Here is a 17759-nt window from a genome sequence, read left to right as displayed (position 1 = left end):
AAGGAGAAAAATGTTTTCGAAAAACAGAAAATCAGTATTTTGAACGATTATAAGTATTATAATAATCGCAATCATTCTTTATTTTCTAATAACAAGTTTTTTAGGTTCTAAAGAAAAAACAATTAGTTTAACTCAATTAGCTCAAAAAGTAGTTGCAGCTGCTTCTGATAAAAACCACTCAACTTATTTTACACAAATGAGAGTTGATAGTTTTTCTAATACAATATCTGCAACTTTTAATCAAAAAGTGGTTGATGGTTCTATTATACAAAGTAATTATGTTATCTATGGAAGTTATAACTTATTTGAATCAATTTTAAAAGATATAAACTCTAATATTAAATTATCAGATGCATTTTTTGGTGACACATCACAAGGGATAGTGGGAGTGCAGGCACCAAAACCAAATGTTGCTTTAAATTTATTTATTAGTTTGATTCCAACATTGTTATTGATTGGAATAATATATTTTGTATATCGAGCTCAAGCAAAAATGATGTCAGGTCAAGGTGGAGCATTTGGAGAAAAAAATCCGGCTCAAATAATCAAATCTGATAAAAAATTTAGTGATATAGCAGGAAACAAAGAACCAATAGAAGAAATTTCTGAAATAGTTGATTATCTAAAAAATCCCAAAAAATATCAAGATTCTGGTGCGAGAATGCCTCATGGTATATTATTAGGTGGCCCTCCCGGAACCGGAAAAACTCTATTAGCAAAAGCTACAGCAGGTGAGGCAAATGTTCCGTTCTTCTTTGTTTCTGCTTCTAATTTTGTTGAGTTATTTGTTGGTATGGGTGCAAAAAGGGTAAGACAAGTTATAGCAGAAGCAAGAAAAAACGCACCAGCAATTATATTTATAGATGAATTAGATGCAATCGGTAGAACACGTGGATCAGGTATAGGTGGTGGCCACGATGAAAGAGAGCAAACATTAAACCAATTACTTGTTGAAATGGATGGGATAAAAGAAAACTCAGGACTTTTATTTGTTGCTGCAACAAACAGAACTGATGTTCTGGATCCTGCTTTAACTAGACCTGGTCGTTTTGACCGTGTTATAACAGTTGGATTACCTGATATAAAAGAAAGAGAAGAAATTCTAAAACTTCATGCAAAAGGAAAGAGATTTGCATCAAATGTATTGTTTTCAAACATCGCAAGAAGAACTCCGGGATTTTCGGGTGCTCAATTGGAAAATGTTGTTAATGAGGCAGTCTTGTTATCTATAAGAGAAAAATCAGATTTAATAACTTTAGAAATTATAGATGAAGCAATTGATCGTGTTATGGCAGGACCTGCTAAAAAATCAAGAACAATTACTAAAGAAGAACTTACAGCAGTTGCCTATCACGAAGCAGGACATGCTGTTGTAGGGATAAGAATTCCAGGAGGTAATAAGGTTCAAAAAATTACCATTATCCCACGTGGGCAAGCAGGTGGTTATAATTTAATGATGCCTGAAAATGAAAAATATAATTATACTAAAGAAGAACTTTTAGCATCTATTGCTTCATTTATGGGTGGTAGAGCAGCAGAAGAATTTATTTATGGAAAAGATAATATTTCAACAGGTGCTTCTGATGATATAGATAAAGCAACCAACATTGCTCGTCGTATGGTAACAGAATTTGGAATGAGCGATTTAGGGCCGATAAAATATCATGAAGAAAATGGAAGTCCGTTTTTAGGAAAAACCCTTGCTACAAATTCATCTTTATCTAACCAAGTAAGTCATGAAATTGATTTAGAAATAAGAAAGATTATTTTAGAAGCACAACGTCGTGCATATCAAACAATTTCAGAAAATACAAAATTATTAGAATTAATCAAAACATTATTGCTTCAAAAGGAAACAATTATTGCTGAAGAAATATCTTATATAGCTGAACATCTTGAATTACCACCTGAACATAATAATTCATCAGAAAGTGATTCAAGTGATCAAAGTGTTGATGATTTAATCTTCTCAACAGAGCAAGAAAAAGAACAAGATTAGTTCTTTTTTTGTATTAAATTTAGAACAGGTTTATATTTAATTCGGTGATAATCTTTTAATATACCAAATAATTTCAAGGCTTGCAAATGTTCTTTAGTAGGATATCCTTTGTTTTTATCAAAATGATACTCAGGATGTATTTTATGTAAATTCATCATATATTTATCTCTTGCAACTTTTGCTAGTATGGATGCAGCAGCGACACAGAGAGCTTTATTATCACCTTTAACCAAGTTTATTTGTCTAATATCAAGATCAATTTTTTCATAATCTGTAATCGTTATCTGGGGTGTTTTTTTAAATGATTCAATACATTGTTTCATTCCGAGTTTTGATATTGCTTTTGGATTTGAGTTATTTATATCAAAAACATCATAAAATTTTATTTTATATTCTATAGCAATATCTTTAATAAGATTAGATAGTTGAATTCTTTTGTTTGGTGCAATTTGTTTAGAATCTTTTATATCTTTATTAAGATAATTTTTTGGAAGCATCACACAAGCAACAACTAAAGGTCCGGCGATACAACCTCGACCGACTTCATCGCAACCAGCAATATAATCATATTCACCAAGATGTTCTATTTCAAAGTTTAACATAACAATATTTTATAATTTATTATATAATTACAAAAGGAGAAAAAATGGCATCATATGTAACTGCAAAATGTAACAAATGTGGTCGAACATCTCATTATATTTTTGGTTTTTCTGAAGACTTAAGATTATTCGATTTATTTTTAAGTGAGTATAAAAAAGTACAAAAGGACTTGTTTAAAGAAGAAGAGTTTTATAAATACTTTAATGATTTATTTAATAAAGATATTGTAGAATATCAAAAATTAACTGATCAAGAAAAGAATGATATATTAAAACATAATTATCAAAATATTCTTAATTTCTTTTGAGAAGAAGAAATAAAGATGATAAAGAAAAATATATTAACAGGTTATGAGTTAGAACTATATCCTGTGGTTATTCTATCCAAACCTGCTGAAGAACGTGATATTCTAAATGTTCCGCTGTTAAAAGTGAAATTTTTAGACGGAAGTGAATATAATCGTAGATACAACTCACAACAATCACAATATGTGCAATTTAGCGAAGATCAAAAATTATTAACATGTCCATATGAATTAAAATTAACAGCTGAAAATATTAATGAAGAGGAAAGGTAAAGGTAATATGAACGATATAAATTTAAATGCATCAGGAATCGAAATAGATATAAATATTGAAAGAAAAAAGAAGGCAAAATTATGAGGAATTTCATTAGCAGTATTAGGTTTTTCTTTTGCTTTTGTTATAACAATTTCGTTAGTGATTCAATATTTTTTAAGAAGAAATAATAACCCCCAAATAGCACTTATAATGTTATGAGTAGGTTTAGCAGCATTGTTTGTTTTATCGCTTGTATCAGGTTTTTTATATAAAATTAAAAGTAAATTTATTTATTTTTATTATTTGTTTCAGTTAGGGACTTGGATACTAATATTTACGGGAATTTTATTTTTCTTTTTACAAGTTTATAAATTAGATACAGTTAGATTTCTAGGAATAAGTTTATTACCAATTTTAATTATTGGAGTTTTTGGATTAATAGGTTATTTTGAAGTAATTAAAATAAAATTCTTATATGCTTTCATAGGTGTATTATCAATTGCTTTAATTGTAATGTTTTTTATATCAATATTTGTTTTTGGTATTACTTGATATTATTCAGCAGTTGCTATTGTATTGATTGCAGCGATGACAGCAGCTGATATATATCAAGTACGTAAAGAATTAAATTATGTGGTCTATACAGATTCTAATTTTCAATTTAAATATGCATTAAGTGTTGGTATAAGATTATTTGTTAATGCAGCATCGATATTATTACAATTATTAATGTTAATAATGGGAGCAAGTAAAAAATAAGTGGTTATACTTATTTCCAAAATGCAATCTAAAAAGCTACACAATAACTTAATTTTTATAGTGTAGCTTTTTAGATTGCATTTTGGTTCATCACATTGTGATGTTTTATATTGCTTTTTGTTCAAATGGTTTTGATTTCTCACTTAAATTGTTAGTTTTTATTAATCTTAGTAGATAACATAGTATTTAATATTGCTACAGGGATAATAAATAAACCAAATAAAACCGGAACAAGTAAAGTAAGAACAAATATAGATATAGAATAATAAGTTATATCTTGTTTTTCTTTGTTATTAATTTGGTAACCAAATATTATTGTATTTAAAACAAGCACTGGTATATAAGTTAATATAGATAGAATAACAAAAACCAAAAACACAATATATACATATGGAAAACCGCCAAATATCATTGCTAAGTAAAAGACAAAAACAAGTGTTATAAATAAGATGATAACATAACTTAATATCGTAGATGTTAATGATAAATTATAAGTTTTAGATATTTTTTTCATTTTTCCTTTCTTTATAACTTAATAATACAAAAAAAAAAAAAAAAAAAAACTGAAGCAAAATATTAAAGAATGACGCTCGGGAGCACCACCCCGACGTCCTACTTTACTGCTTTATTATTAAATATTTTTATATATAATTAAATAAAGATGAAAAAAAACAAAAAAGAAATTGAAATACTCGCTTTAAAATTAACTCATAGTTCTTGCGTGATAGAGAATAATACATTTACATATCAACAAACAAAGGAATTATTATCACAAAAACAAATAAATTTTAATGAATACAGTACTAAAAAACTAAGAGAAGTGTATGAGTTACTAAATTTTAAAGAAGTAATTTTATATATTTTGGATAATTATAATAATTTAAAAATAGATAATGAAACAATAAAACTAATTCATAGTATTATAATGAATAATATTATAGAAAATAAAGGATTATTTAGAAGACATAATGTTGCAATTAGTGGTTCGTATGTTAGACTTTGTGATTATTCGGTTGTAGAATATAAATTACAAAACTTAAATGCTAAATTTGAAAATATAATAAAAACAACAACCGAAAAATTAGAAAATATTTTAGAATATCATTGTAATTTTGAAAAAATACATCCTTTTAGTGATGGAAACGGAAGGACAGGAAGAGCAATATTATTCTTGATGCAACTTCAACATAATTTGGATATTTTATATATAGATCCAGATTATAAACAAGAATATTATCAAGCATTAAGTGAGTATGATATTAGAGGTGATATTAAACCGCTAAAACGACTTGTTTTAAAAACTAAAGGTAATATATGTTTAAAAGACAAGATATTATAGAAGATTTAGTAGTTAAATATATATATTTTTATGAAGTAAAAGATAAAAATAATTATAATTATCGGTTTGTTTCTGAACTTTTAAAGGAAGAAATGATATATACTAAACCCGACTTTAAAATGAATGTTAATTTAATTTTAAAATGGGTGAAGATGTATAAAGAATCAGTAAAACTTTTAAATATAAATAACATTAGAATAATTTATAAAAATCATTTTGATTTATATAAAAAAGTCCAAAATTATAAATTGAGTAATTATAAGAGTTTTATTTTATATAATCAAATATGTTTAAATAACTATAAATCACCATTATACCAACTTAATTTTAATAAGAATTTCTCTAACAAAAAAGAATTTGATTCTTTTTATAAGTATGAGTATTATGACTTTAATTTTTTAACCAAATAAAACAACACAATTTTGTGTTGTTTTGTTTGGTCTTTTACTATTCTATATAGGCTTTAATTGTTTGTATTATATGTATTTTTTCAAACTTAATATTATTCTAGGATAGTCATTGATATTATAACTAAACCAAATATCTAATATCTTGTGTATAAATATTAAATATAATCAAAACAAAGCAATTTGTCAAGAAATACTTTGTTTTGATTATATTAAAGCAAAAATGCATAAATACTAAAATTGAGCAAAATTAATTTCTACTATGCCAAAACTTTTTGAAATGCATCTTTGTTGTTGTTTTGATTTGTTTTAACAAACACATCATTTAATTTTCTTAGTTTTGATGTTTGTATCAAAGATAATATAGCAGCAGGAACGGTTAATATACCAAAACTAAATGGCATTAAGAATGTTAAAAGTAAAATAATTAAAGAATTATATTTTGGTGAACTTAATTGTTTGTTTTCTGAATGAATACTATACAAAATAGTGTTTATAATAAGTATTATAATTCAAGAAGCAAATAATAAAAACGGAAATAAACTTAACAAAAATATTTCTATTGGAGAAATAATTCTACTACCGAATCTTGCGTAATAAGAATTATTTTGCTCACCACCCATAAATGCAGTAACAAACACTAATGGAATTAATATTAACAAGTAAATAATGAGAAAATTAAAAAATGTAGAGGTAAATGCTAATTTATATGTTGTTGTCTTTTTGAAAGTCTGTTGCTTAATTATATCTTCTAATTCTATTGATGATATAAATAACATTACTGTAATAGCAATATGAATAAACATAGCTGATAAAGAAATCATCGGGATTCAAGCAAAAAATTGTGAAAAAATTATCAATCCAGAGTTAACAAATATCATCACTTTTACATTTCCGATTTCAGAAGCTTTATTACTAAATGATAATATAAAAATTATTATAATTAAGATGAATATTACTAAATAAATAACTACATTTATTACAGTTATAGAAGCATAAACGGGAATAACATTAAACATATTTACGAATAATGCATTGTATGTTCTACTATCAATAACTTGTTTGATAGGATATAAAATAGTTGTTAATATTCATAAAGTTATAGTAATAACTGATAAAATAGCAGCAGATAAATTGAGTTTTTGCAAAGCTTTAAGCATTATAATCCTTTCTTTATTTAGAATACAAAAAAAAAAAAAAAAAACAAAGAAATTTTCTTTCTTTGTTTAAAATAAGCATTCATTTTATGAAAATATTTTTTATTTTTCATAAAATGAATTATTTCTTAATATTATAAAAAGAATGAACACCTTTAAAGGTTGCTGTATTTCCTAGTTCTTCTTCGATTGCTAATAATCGATTATATTTAGCAATTCTGTCTGTTCTAGACATTGATCCGGTTTTAATTTGTCCAGTATTCATAGCAACCGCTATATCTGCAATAGTGCTATCTTCGGTTTCCCCTGAACGGTGAGATACAACAGCAGTCATATTTGCTTTTTGAGCCATTTGGATAGCATCAAAAGTTTCTGTTAATGAACCAATTTGGTTTACTTTAATTAAAATAGAGTTCATTGACTTTTCTTCAATAGCACATTTAAGAATTTCAGTATTTGTAACAGTTAAATCATCACCTACAATTTGAACCTTATTTCCTATTTCAGCAGTAAGTTTTTTAAATCCTGCTCAATCGCTTTCTGCTAATCCATCTTCTATAGAAATAATAGGGTATTTTGAAACAAGAGATTCAAGGTATTTAATCATTTCATCAGTTGTATAAGTTAATTTAACATCATTTAAGTGTTCAAAACCAGGTTTTTTAGATTCGATTGCTTCTTTAAGTTTTCCGAAAGTATATACACCATCTTTGTATAATTCTGATGAAGCACAATCCATTGCGATTGCAACAGCATTTTCTCCAGATGTAGCTGGTTGATATCCAGCAAGTTTAATAGCTTCAACTAAAAAATCTAAAGCTTCCTCGTGTGATTTAAAGTTTGGAGCAAATCCACCTTCATCACCTACTTGAACACCGTGTCCGTTTTTCTTAAGTAATTTAGCTAAGTTATGGAAAACAAAGTTTGCCATTTGTAGTGCTTGACGTAAAGATTTAGCACCTACTGGCATAATCATAAATTCTTGGAAATCAAGGGTATTAGAAGCATGTTCACCACCATTGATAACATTTAACATAGGAAGTGGTAATTGATGTGCGTTAAAACCTCCTAGGTATTTATAAAGTGGTAATTGTAATTCATCTGCAGCGGCTCGAGCAACAGCTAACGAAGCACCTAAGATAGCATTAGCACCTAATTTAGATTTAGTTGGTGTTCCATCTAAAATAATCATTCTTTGATCAATTAAACGTTGCTCAGTAACTTCAATACCTTCAATAGCAGGAGCAATAATTTGGTTAACATGATCAACAGCTAACATAACTCCTTTTCCACCGAATCAATTTTTTTCATACATAGAACCTTTATCTCTTAGTTCTAAAGCTTCTCTTGAACCAGTTGAAGCTCCCGAAGGAACCATTGCTGAACCAAATCCACCTAATTCAGTTGTAACTTCTACTTGAACAGTAGGATTTCCTCGAGAATCCAACACTTCACGTGCATGTATTTTTTTAATTGCTGACATTTATGTCTCCTCTAAAATGTTATATAAATTATGTTATTTCATATTTTATAAATATTAAATATTTAAAAAATTATATAACATATTTTTTTAATAAATAATAAAATATGTAGGAAGCAAGGATTGTGTGTTTTCACAAATTTTGCAGATATCAAAAAGAAAATATGTTTTTAATAAAAATTTCTGGTATTAATATTTCTTTTTATGTAAAATAATTTTGTAAGAAATTAAATAAGTAATTTGATTCTTACAAAATTACTAAAAGGAGATATATGAAAATTAAACATAAAAAAATATTTTTATTTAGCGGTGTTTTTATTACATCAGTTATAGGTATAGCTACCTTAACAGTTACAAGCATATCAAAAAAAGAAGAAAAACCTTGATATTTAGAATATCAAAACAAAAAATTAGAGATTCGCATAAATAAAAACGGACAACTGTTTAATTCTGTGAGAAATGTACCTATAAATAACGATTACGAATTAAAATTACTATTAAATTATGAAGAAAAAAATTCTATTCACGAAGAAAGTTGAGTAGAACAAAAAAACCAAGAATTTATTAATAAAATACAAAATTCTGGTGTTTTATTTAAAAAACATCAAATAAGTTCAATGATGCCTATTGTTTGATTTTATTTTGATAATGAAAATCAAAGAGAAAACTTTATTAAAAATATAATAGACAAAAAAGAAATTTTTAAAGGAATTGTATTTCCTAACGAAATTCAAAACAAAAAATTATCCGACACTAATAAAACAAATGAAGAAGATGTATATTATTTAGTAAATAAATATCCAGATATATCAAAAAATGTAGAATTTGTTGATTTTAAAAAGCAAAGAGACAAAGAGGATAATCGATACTACAATAATATTGGTAATGTAGGAGTTATAGAAGTTAACGGAATGTTAGATGAAAGAAAGCTTGATGGTTTTCTAAGATATGGTATAGAGTGAAATAACATTTCAAACTCAAAATTATCACATCACCCAAACGAGGTAGCAAATATAGTTGCAGGTACACATGGTTATGATAGATATTCAAAAGTTTTCTATTCTACATACTTTTATGATTCAGAATGACAAAAAGCAATCGAATGAATGGTTAAAAATAAAAGAGTAAGGGTTATAAATCATAGTTACGGAGCAGGGCCAAACAATAAAAGAAAGGATTATAGTGAAATCAATCTTTTTCTAGATTATATATCAAGAAAATATGGTGTTGTAAATATTTTTGCTTCAGGTAATGGAAACAATAAAAACGGAATAGAAAATGAATGAATAAATTGAAAATCTCTTTCATTTAATAACCTAGTTGTAGGAGCATTAGATTATTACCATTGATCAAAAGATCCAAAAGACTCAATAGCACCATACTCAAATTATCTTCTTCCAGACAATTATAATTCACTTGCAAAACCTAATGTAGTTGCTCCTGGATATTTATATGAAAGAAAACAACTTAATCAATTTGGAGAAAAAAAGGATATTTGAGTTGATGGAACGAGTTTTGCAACACCTATTGTTACAGGACTTGTTTCAACATTGTTAAGAGAAAGAAACTTTTTGGATAAGGATAAAATCAGATTGCAATCAATAAAAGCGATTATAGGTGCTTCATCCAGAACTCCAAAAGTAAATAATCTTAATTATAAACCAAATGGATATTCTAAAAAATACGGGTCTGGTATTGTAGATTTTGAAAATATGTTAGAAGCAGCAGATAATTTAGTAACTAAGGAAGTTTCAAAATCTGATAGTGATTTTGTTTTATCAACAAGAGAGTTTTATGTTCAAAAAGACAAAAAAATTAAAGGAGCAAGCTCTTGGTTGTTTAATGCAGGTTTATTAAAGGCACCAGAAAATTTACCTACATATAATGCAAATGTGAATTGATGATGATTTTTAGGTGTTTTAGGAGGTGTTATTGCTAATTCAGTTGAAGGAGCAAGATTAGCAAAAGAAAAGGTAAAATGGCATGAAACCCATATAGATGAAGATAGATTGAATCTAAAAACAATAAATCAAAAACAAAACGATAAATTATTTTCTGATTATGATTTATATTTAGAAAAAAAAGATAGTTTTGGGAAGTGAACTGTTGTAAAAAGCATCACATCGATTAATTCTAATGATGAGATTTTAGAATATATAACACCAGAATCTGGGATATATAGACTAAAAGTGAAAAAATATTCTGATGCACTGTTTGATAATTCGATTAATGATAGTTTAGCAATGACATATACAGTTCAAGAAAGATAGTATGAAAAAACTAAAGAAATGATTTTTTCCTTTTTCGTTTAGTTTAGGTTTATTAACTGCTTCTTGTACTTCCTCATCTCTTGACTCTAATAAAAAAGAAATAAAAGATTATGAGATATCAGATATAACAAAATTTAAATCTCTTATTTCTAAATATAATAAAGATAATAATATCCAAACAATTTATGATCCTTATTTTACTTACTTTTGATCAGGTAATACAGAAAATAAAGGAAAGTTTAAATATATCTTTGATCATAAATATGAATTAATTACATCAGAGCAAGAACTAGACGAAAAATTTCTAAACAAATTTAGTCTAGAGACAGTAAGGGCATTTGGCTGAAGAAATCACTTACAAACAAACTTGAAAATAGACTTAAATACATTAACACAACAACAGTTTCAACAAAAAAATAGAGAAAAATTTAAAGAAATTTATTTAAATAACGAAGATATTGATAAATTTTTCAAAACCAAAAATTTATTGATGTATGAAAGTTGAACACGGAGTCCTGCTATTGATGAAATAAGTCTTGTCGTCGATGATAAAAACAAAAATCAAATAAATTTACACTTTAATATTGTAGACACAAGCGGTTTAGGAGTAAATTATGATATACCACTTTATAATATGATGTCGGAATTAAAAATGGATATAAAATACCTTGATAAAACAAAGACAATAATTATCAATCCTGAATTAAACAATGATCAAACAAAACAATTTTATGAGTATTTGAAAAATTTATATAAAGATGAATAATAGATACACAAAGAGAACATCTGTAAAAGGTGTTCTCTTTGTTTAAGACGATTGATTTTTGAAAGAATCGTAGTTTGAAAGAGAAAAGAAAAAATAATCTATTACTTTTTCTTTTAGTTGAGGTTTTTCTTCTATTTCTGAATAAAGAATATGATTTTTCAACTTAAGATTTGCAAATAATTTCTTAATCAGTTTATTTAATTTTTCTTTTTTTGCACTATCAGAACTTCATTGAATTGCATTCATAACATTTTGATCTTTTCTGAAAGTGTTTACATTATCTTTTAAAATACTAATCAATTCAAGTCCTTGTTCTTTTGTTGTTGTTGCTTTAAAAAAGTAATCATAAAAAGAATTAAACTTTTTAGTAATATTATCTAATGTATCATATTCTTTGTCTAAAATTTGTTGATCATTTGTGATGCTTTTGGGACTTAATTCACCTGTTCCTTTACTAAGAGACAAAACTTTTTCTTCTTGTTTTATTAAAGCAAATGAATGGATTTTTATATTTTTATCAATTATTCCCTTAACATCCGATTGAATATCATCAATATGTAATCATTTTGTTAAATGATTAAAAAACAAATATTTCTTATATATTGCTTCATTAATTTTCTTAAAATTTAACATATAGTCTACTGTTTTGATAAGAGTTAATAACTTATTTTTAAATAATCTTTTTAATTCTAAATCAAGATTATTAAATCTTTCTTCACATTCGTTTAAAATAAATTCTTGTTTGTCATTTTCTGGTTTATCAAAAAGAATTTCCAAAAATTCTTTAATTTTATCATTTGTATAAACACCAAAATTATTTAATTCTTTAATTATTTTATCTAGATTTTTTATATCGGTTTCAGCGATTAATTTAACATTATCATAATATAATTGAAAAGATTTTTGAATATCCTCTTTATCGTTTACAAAATCAACAATAGATGTATCAACTTTACCTTCTCACTTTCTGTTTAACCTTGAAAGCGTTTGCACAGCATTAACATCAGATAAAGTCTTGTCGATAAACATAGTATGTAATAAAGGTTCATCATAACCTGTTTGGTATTTATCAGCGACTACAATGATTTTATAATCATCATTTTTTCTAAATTCTTTTGTTGTAAAAGAATCTTTAAACCCATTTAGTGAACTTTCAGTATATGATTTACCTTTCATTGATTTTTCACCTGTAAAAGCAACTAATGCTTTAAATTGTAATTTTCTTTTTAAAAATAATTCATTAATTTTTAAAAAGAATTTAATAGCATTTTCAACACTTCCTGTTACTAACATAGCTTTTGCTTTATTATTTATCTTTTTAGAAGTGTGATTGATTATATAATCTACTATCATTTCGCTTTTATGTTCAATTGCTTTTTGATCGCTTTTTATCTTTTTTCTTATTTCATTATTTGCTTTTTTGACTTCTAATTGTGTTTCATTATTATTACTACTAATTAAAACATAAGATTCATAAGTAATATAATATTGTAATACATCTAAAATATATCCTTCATCAATTGCTTGTTTCATAGAATATAGATCAAAAGTCTTACCAAATTTCTCAACTGTTTTTGCTTTTGGAGTAGCAGTAAAAGCAAAAAAACTAACATTTTTAGGCAAAGATTGAGCATCTAAATGTTCAACTAAATAATCTTCTATACTTATATCTTGAGTTTTTTTCTGCAGTTTACCAGAAAGTGTAGCATTTAATTTACTTGCTGATTTTCCACTTTGTGATGAATGGGCTTCGTCAATTATAACAGCAAAGCTTTTATCCTTAAGAGAAGCAGAATTAGATATTTCATTAATAATATATGGAAACTTTTGGATAGTAGTTATTATTATTTTTCTGTTTTCTTGCAAATGTTCAAGTAAACCTTTTGCATTGTGTGCTTTAGCAATAAAATTTCTATTTTCAATAAAATTAAGTAGGTTTTGTCTCATTTGTTGATCAAGATTTTTTCTATCAGTTACAACAAGAACACTATCGAAAATATTTTTATTTTCTTTTTTAAGGTTTATTGACAACATATTTGCTAATCAAGTAATAGAATTTGATTTTCCACTACCAGCACTATGTTGAATTAAATATTTTTGTCCAACTCCTTTTTCTTTTACATCTGCTATTATTTTGTTTACCACTCTAAATTGATGATATCTCGGAAAGTATTGAATTTTGTTATTTATATAACAAAAATTAGTAATTAAATTTGTTAAATCTTGTTTAGTAAAAATTTCAGTTCACAAGAAATCTGATGATTTCTTGTTTATTTCATCAAATTCTTTATTAAAAGGTAAGAATTTAGTGTTTTCTCCATCTATTTTTGCAGTAAAAGAAACACTTTTTTCATCGAGTGCAAAGTGTGCGATACATACCTTATCACTAAATATGTGTTCGGTATTTGGTCGCGTTTGGATATACTGTTTTTCTGCATCTTTATAACTATTATTATTGCTTGAATGTAAGGTCTTTAGTTCAAAAGTAAAAACAGGTAAACCGTTGATTAAAATACATAAATCAACACTTCTATGTTCTTTTTTGTTATATTGTAGTTGATTAGTAACAACAAAAGAATTTTGATTAAACTTCTTAATTTCCTCAGGAAAAGATTCATCTAATAGATGATAAAACAAAGTTCAAGTATTATTTTTATATTTAAATCCCTTCTTTAATATTTCTAAAACACCTTTATTTTTAATAGCATTATATAATGCTATTAAAAATTCTTCTTGTTCTTTGTCAGAAACAAAAGATTTGTTATATTTATCTGGTTGTGTAGTTTTTAAGAAATCAAATAATTGTGTTTTATCAATTGCATGTTGGTGATCAAATGTTTCAGATAATTCTTGATGTTTTATATATTTAAATCCATTTTTAATTAAAGCATCAATGATTTTATGTTCTAATTGTTGCTCTGGATTAGTTTTCATTTTCTTCTTCTATGGAATCATCTAAAACGTTATCTATTTTTTGATAGTTAGGAACAGATATATTACTTACGTCTATTTGTCCTGTTACAACTTCTGCAATTAATGATTCTTTAAGTTTCTTAAGATTTTCAATTATTTGTTTCTTGTTATTTATTTTAGTGTTTATTTGAGATGTAGCTATATCCAAAAAATTAGCAATTTGAATTTGTTCTTGGAGGGGAGGAAGGGGGAGTGAGATATTATAATATAAACCTTTATCAAGGTGTGGGATAACAGCGCCGGTTCGGTGGTCTTTTAAATAAGGGATAATCAGGTAGTGAAAATAAAGGTAAAAATCTTTATATATATTCTTGTTTATTTCTAACTTTTTAAGTGTGCTTCCCAAAAAACCATCCTCATCTAATTTAAAAATTTCCCCAGCGTTTCCGTCTACAAGTATAACTAAATCATCCTTTTTAACAAAAGGACCTTCCGATTGTGTAATTACATCTTTTTTATGTCTTAAATGCTTTGCATTAAACAACGGAAATTCTTTCTCTGTTTTTATATCATTAACTTTTGTAATTCTTGTCACTTTCTTTAACTTTGCTTTTTTTCAATAAGATGGAATTTTACTAAAAACAAGTTCATCTACAACCCTATACTCCCTATATTTCTTGTTATATATATATATATCGTTTATGTTATTGACATCTATATCTCTAACATCTATTTGTCCTGTTACAACTTCGTTGATAAGGGATTTAGATAGTTGATCAAGTAATTGGATGTGTTTTTGTTCTTTATCAATTATCTTATTTATTTCATTTATTTTTCAATCTAAAAACTTAGCAATTTGAATTTGTTCTTGGAGGGGAGGAAATAAAGAATATAACGACAAAAAACTACTTACAGTTATGCTATATCTAACATTTTTTGAAAATCTTTCCAAGGTTCTGCTTCGAAAAAGATAATCAAATAAATATTTATAATACCTTACAAATCCACTTTTTACAACAAAAGCATCATAAGTAGCACTTATGATTCCGTTATAATTTGATACATCTGAAAAAACAGCAGATAAATCTAAATCAAATAAACAAAGAACAAAATCGTTTTGATTGATTATTTGATATTTAGCAAAATTTGCAGGTTTTCTTCCTTTGTTTTTTAAATCATCTTTTGGTTTAACTACAATTCCATTAGTTGATAAAGAAAGAATATTATATTTTTTTCATTGTTCGCCTGATATATCTATTTTATGTTGAAAGATGAATTTATTTCTCTTTAGATTTCAATGACTCGGTATTTGCTTTAAAAAAAGAAAATCTACATCCTTATATTGCTTATACTTGTTCATTGATATCCTTTAAAACATCAGAAATATATCCAGATGTTTCTTTTTCTAAGTCATTAATTTTCTTAATTATATCTGTAACTTTTTCTAATTGATAAGGTTTATAGAAAACTTTAGTAAAACTTATTTCATATCCTACTTTTGTTAATTTTTCACTAACAAAAGCATCTGAGAAATACGGAATCACTTCATCATTAATAAATTGTTGTATACCACCTTTATAGTTCATTGGAACGATTTCTTTATCTCTAAGTTGTAGATCTGGGACAATGTTTTCATCTTTATCGTAAATAATATCTGCATTTTGATTTCTTTGTATACATAAAGAAAGTAACCCTGTGTCTTTAAGTTTTTGAAATGTTAATTCTTTTATATTGTATTTTTTTGCTAATTTATTGTATTTGTATTTAAATTCTGTTGTATTTAAATACAAATCTACAGATTGGAGTTGTTTTAAAATTTCAAAATGTGCAGACATCTTTTCTTTATCTGTTAATTCAGATAAAGAAGCCTTAGTTTTACCTAAACCAAGTTGTGTTAATTTGTTTATGAGTTCGGTATTGGTTAAACCAAGAATTTGATTATATAAAGATTCCATCTTGTTAATATTTTCGTTACTTAAATTAATTGCTTCCTTTAAAGGTCTATCAACTGTAATTTCATAGTATCCAAAAAATTCGTTATTAAAAATTTTTGAATTCTCTGTTTCTTTAAAATCTTGATATAATTTAAGAATTTCTAATTTATTTTCTTGTGATATTTCTATACTTTTCTGACCTAAATTAGCTTTCATATTTGTCTTAAGTTCTGTAGCATCAATAAGTTGAATTTTACCTTTTCTTCTTTCTTCTTTTTTGTTTGCAAGAATTCAAATATAAGTAGGAATTCCTGTATTATAAAATATATTTTTAGGTAAGTGAATAATCGCTTCCAACAAATCATTTTCAATAATATATCTTCTAATATTATTCGGTCCACTCCCTGCATCTCCGTTATATAAAGCAGAAGCATTATGAACTTCAACAATTCTGCTTCCAATACCACTTTCCTCCATCTTAGAAATATTGTTAAGTAAAAACAACATTTGTCCATCGCTAACTGGTGGGATCATATTTAATTGTGTATTATCTTTTGCTTTTGCTAAAAACCTGGAATCAGAAATAGTTTTTGTGTCAATAGTAAGTAGTGCCAAATCATTTTCTCAATTTTTACCATAAGGGGGATTTGATAACATAAAAGTAAATTTCTCACTCCTGAATCCATCATTTGATATAGTAGAACCATATCTAATGTTTTCACTATCATTAGAGTTTCCTTTAATCAGCATATCTGCTTTTGCAATAGCATAAGTTTCAGCATTAACTTCTTGCCCATAAATTAAGACATCGATTTGTTTATTTCTTTCTGATGCATGTTTTTTGATGATATCTGATGCGACTGTACACATTCCTAAAGTTCCGCAAGCACCATCATAAAGCATATATGTAGCTTCTTCCATTTTGTCTATTACTGGTAATACAGCAAGTTCACCCATTAGTTCAACCACATCACGAGGGGTAAAGTGTTCTCCGGATTCTTCGTTATTTTCTTCACTAAATTTTCTAATAATTTCTTCAAACACAGTACCCATTGCATGATTATCTAAACCAGGCTCACCATCAATGTCGTTAGGACTTAAATTTATTTTATTTGAAACAAATTTTTGAATTATGGTAAATAAAACATTACTCTCAGAAAGTTTATCAACTTGGTGAAAGAAATCAAATTTTTCTAAAATATCCCTAACATTCACTGAAAATCCTTCTAAGTAACTGATAAACTTAGCCTTTAACTTTTGTTGTCCAGATTCATTTAACATATGTCTTAAGAATAATTTGGTTCTATTAAAATAAGGCAATTTTTCTAATGCAAGAATTTCATGATCATTTAAATTTTTACTTTTACATTCATCGATTAACTTATCATGTTCTTCTTTTTTAGTTTCCAAATAAGCATCAAATCTTCTGATAACAATCATCGGAAGTATAATATCCTTATATTTTCCTCTTTTATATACATCTCTAAGACTTTCTGCTATTGATCAAATAAAACTAATTAATTTGTTGTGTTCTATGTTTTTTTCCATAATTTGTCCTTATATAGTATGTTT

General features: G+C 26.1%; 14 protein-coding genes. 7 read left to right on the top strand and 7 right to left on the bottom strand.

Features of this window, described 5'->3' with window-relative positions; all coding sequences use genetic code 4:
- Positions 1-10 precede the first annotated feature (10 nt).
- Positions 11-1999, top strand: a complete 1989-nt coding sequence (gene ftsH, locus ACXYRK_RS00885; protein WP_435129492.1) for an ATP-dependent zinc metalloprotease FtsH — start codon at positions 11-13, stop codon at positions 1997-1999.
- On the opposite strand, the gene ACXYRK_RS00880 is transcribed toward ftsH, so the two are convergent.
- A complete protein-coding gene (locus tag ACXYRK_RS00880; protein ID WP_458607528.1) occupies positions 1996-2601 on the bottom strand; it encodes a ribonuclease HII in 606 nt (201 codons plus the stop codon). The genes ftsH and ACXYRK_RS00880 overlap by 4 nt on opposite strands.
- Before the next feature lie 44 nt (positions 2602-2645).
- On the opposite strand from ACXYRK_RS00880, the gene ACXYRK_RS00875 reads away from it, so the two are divergent.
- Positions 2646-3179, top strand: coding sequence for a hypothetical protein (locus tag ACXYRK_RS00875; RefSeq protein WP_458597768.1), 534 nt, complete (start codon positions 2646-2648; stop codon positions 3177-3179).
- Positions 3180-3186: 7 nt separating this feature from the next.
- Positions 3187-3921: an MAG0110 family membrane protein gene (locus ACXYRK_RS00870; protein WP_458597766.1), complete on the top strand. Its 735-nt coding sequence runs from the start codon at positions 3187-3189 to the stop codon at positions 3919-3921.
- Between the two features lie 151 nt (positions 3922-4072).
- Here ACXYRK_RS00870 and ACXYRK_RS00865 read toward each other — a convergent pair whose 3' ends face one another.
- Positions 4073-4435, bottom strand: coding sequence for a hypothetical protein (locus ACXYRK_RS00865; protein WP_458597764.1), 363 nt, complete (start codon positions 4433-4435; stop codon positions 4073-4075).
- A gap of 147 nt (positions 4436-4582) precedes the next feature.
- Here ACXYRK_RS00865 and ACXYRK_RS00860 point away from each other — a divergent pair, with 147 nt between their 5' ends.
- Together ACXYRK_RS00860 and ACXYRK_RS00855 are read left to right on the top strand one after the other, a co-directional pair.
- A complete protein-coding gene (locus tag ACXYRK_RS00860) occupies positions 4583-5260 on the top strand; it encodes a Fic family protein (RefSeq protein WP_458597762.1) in 678 nt (225 codons plus the stop codon).
- Positions 5236-5670, top strand: a complete 435-nt coding sequence (locus tag ACXYRK_RS00855; RefSeq protein WP_458597760.1) for a hypothetical protein — start codon at positions 5236-5238, stop codon at positions 5668-5670. The genes ACXYRK_RS00860 and ACXYRK_RS00855 overlap by 25 nt, the downstream gene beginning before the upstream one ends.
- Positions 5671-5927: 257 nt before the next feature.
- On the opposite strand, the gene ACXYRK_RS00850 is transcribed toward ACXYRK_RS00855, so the two are convergent.
- The gene (locus tag ACXYRK_RS00850) at positions 5928-6827 is read right to left on the bottom strand and encodes a hypothetical protein (RefSeq protein ID WP_458617575.1); all 900 of its coding nucleotides are present in this window, start codon (positions 6825-6827) and stop codon (positions 5928-5930) included.
- 118 nt (positions 6828-6945) lie between these two features.
- Entirely contained in the window at positions 6946-8307 is a 1362-nt protein-coding gene (eno, locus tag ACXYRK_RS00845) for a phosphopyruvate hydratase (RefSeq protein WP_458617573.1), read from the bottom strand.
- A gap of 269 nt (positions 8308-8576) precedes the next feature.
- Between eno and ACXYRK_RS00840 the strand changes: the two genes are divergently transcribed.
- Positions 8577-10574, top strand: coding sequence for a S8 family serine peptidase (locus ACXYRK_RS00840; protein ID WP_458598027.1), 1998 nt, complete (start codon positions 8577-8579; stop codon positions 10572-10574).
- A gap of 1 nt (position 10575) precedes the next feature.
- Positions 10576-11340, top strand: coding sequence for a hypothetical protein (locus tag ACXYRK_RS00835; RefSeq protein ID WP_458617571.1), 765 nt, complete (start codon positions 10576-10578; stop codon positions 11338-11340).
- Positions 11341-11382: 42 nt separating this feature from the next.
- Here the strand turns inward: ACXYRK_RS00835 and ACXYRK_RS00830 are convergent, their stop codons facing one another.
- The 3 genes from ACXYRK_RS00830 to ACXYRK_RS00820 are packed head-to-tail and all read right to left on the bottom strand — an operon-like array spanning position 11383 to position 17735.
- Positions 11383-14274 (bottom strand): type I restriction endonuclease subunit R, encoded by a 2892-nt coding sequence (locus ACXYRK_RS00830; RefSeq protein ID WP_458617569.1) that lies wholly within the window; start codon positions 14272-14274, stop codon positions 11383-11385.
- Entirely contained in the window at positions 14264-15613 is a 1350-nt protein-coding gene (locus ACXYRK_RS00825; protein WP_458617567.1) for a restriction endonuclease subunit S, read from the bottom strand. Before ACXYRK_RS00825 ends, ACXYRK_RS00830 begins: the two co-directional genes overlap by 11 nt.
- Positions 15600-17735, bottom strand: coding sequence for a type I restriction-modification system subunit M (locus ACXYRK_RS00820; RefSeq protein WP_458617565.1), 2136 nt, complete (start codon positions 17733-17735; stop codon positions 15600-15602). The genes ACXYRK_RS00825 and ACXYRK_RS00820 overlap by 14 nt, the downstream gene beginning before the upstream one ends.
- Positions 17736-17759 lie beyond the last annotated feature (24 nt).

The sequence above is a fragment of the Mycoplasma sp. AC1221 genome, from assembly GCF_054353815.1.
Note: the sequence above shows the minus strand (reverse complement) of the source record. Positions and strands in the feature narration are given on the sequence as shown.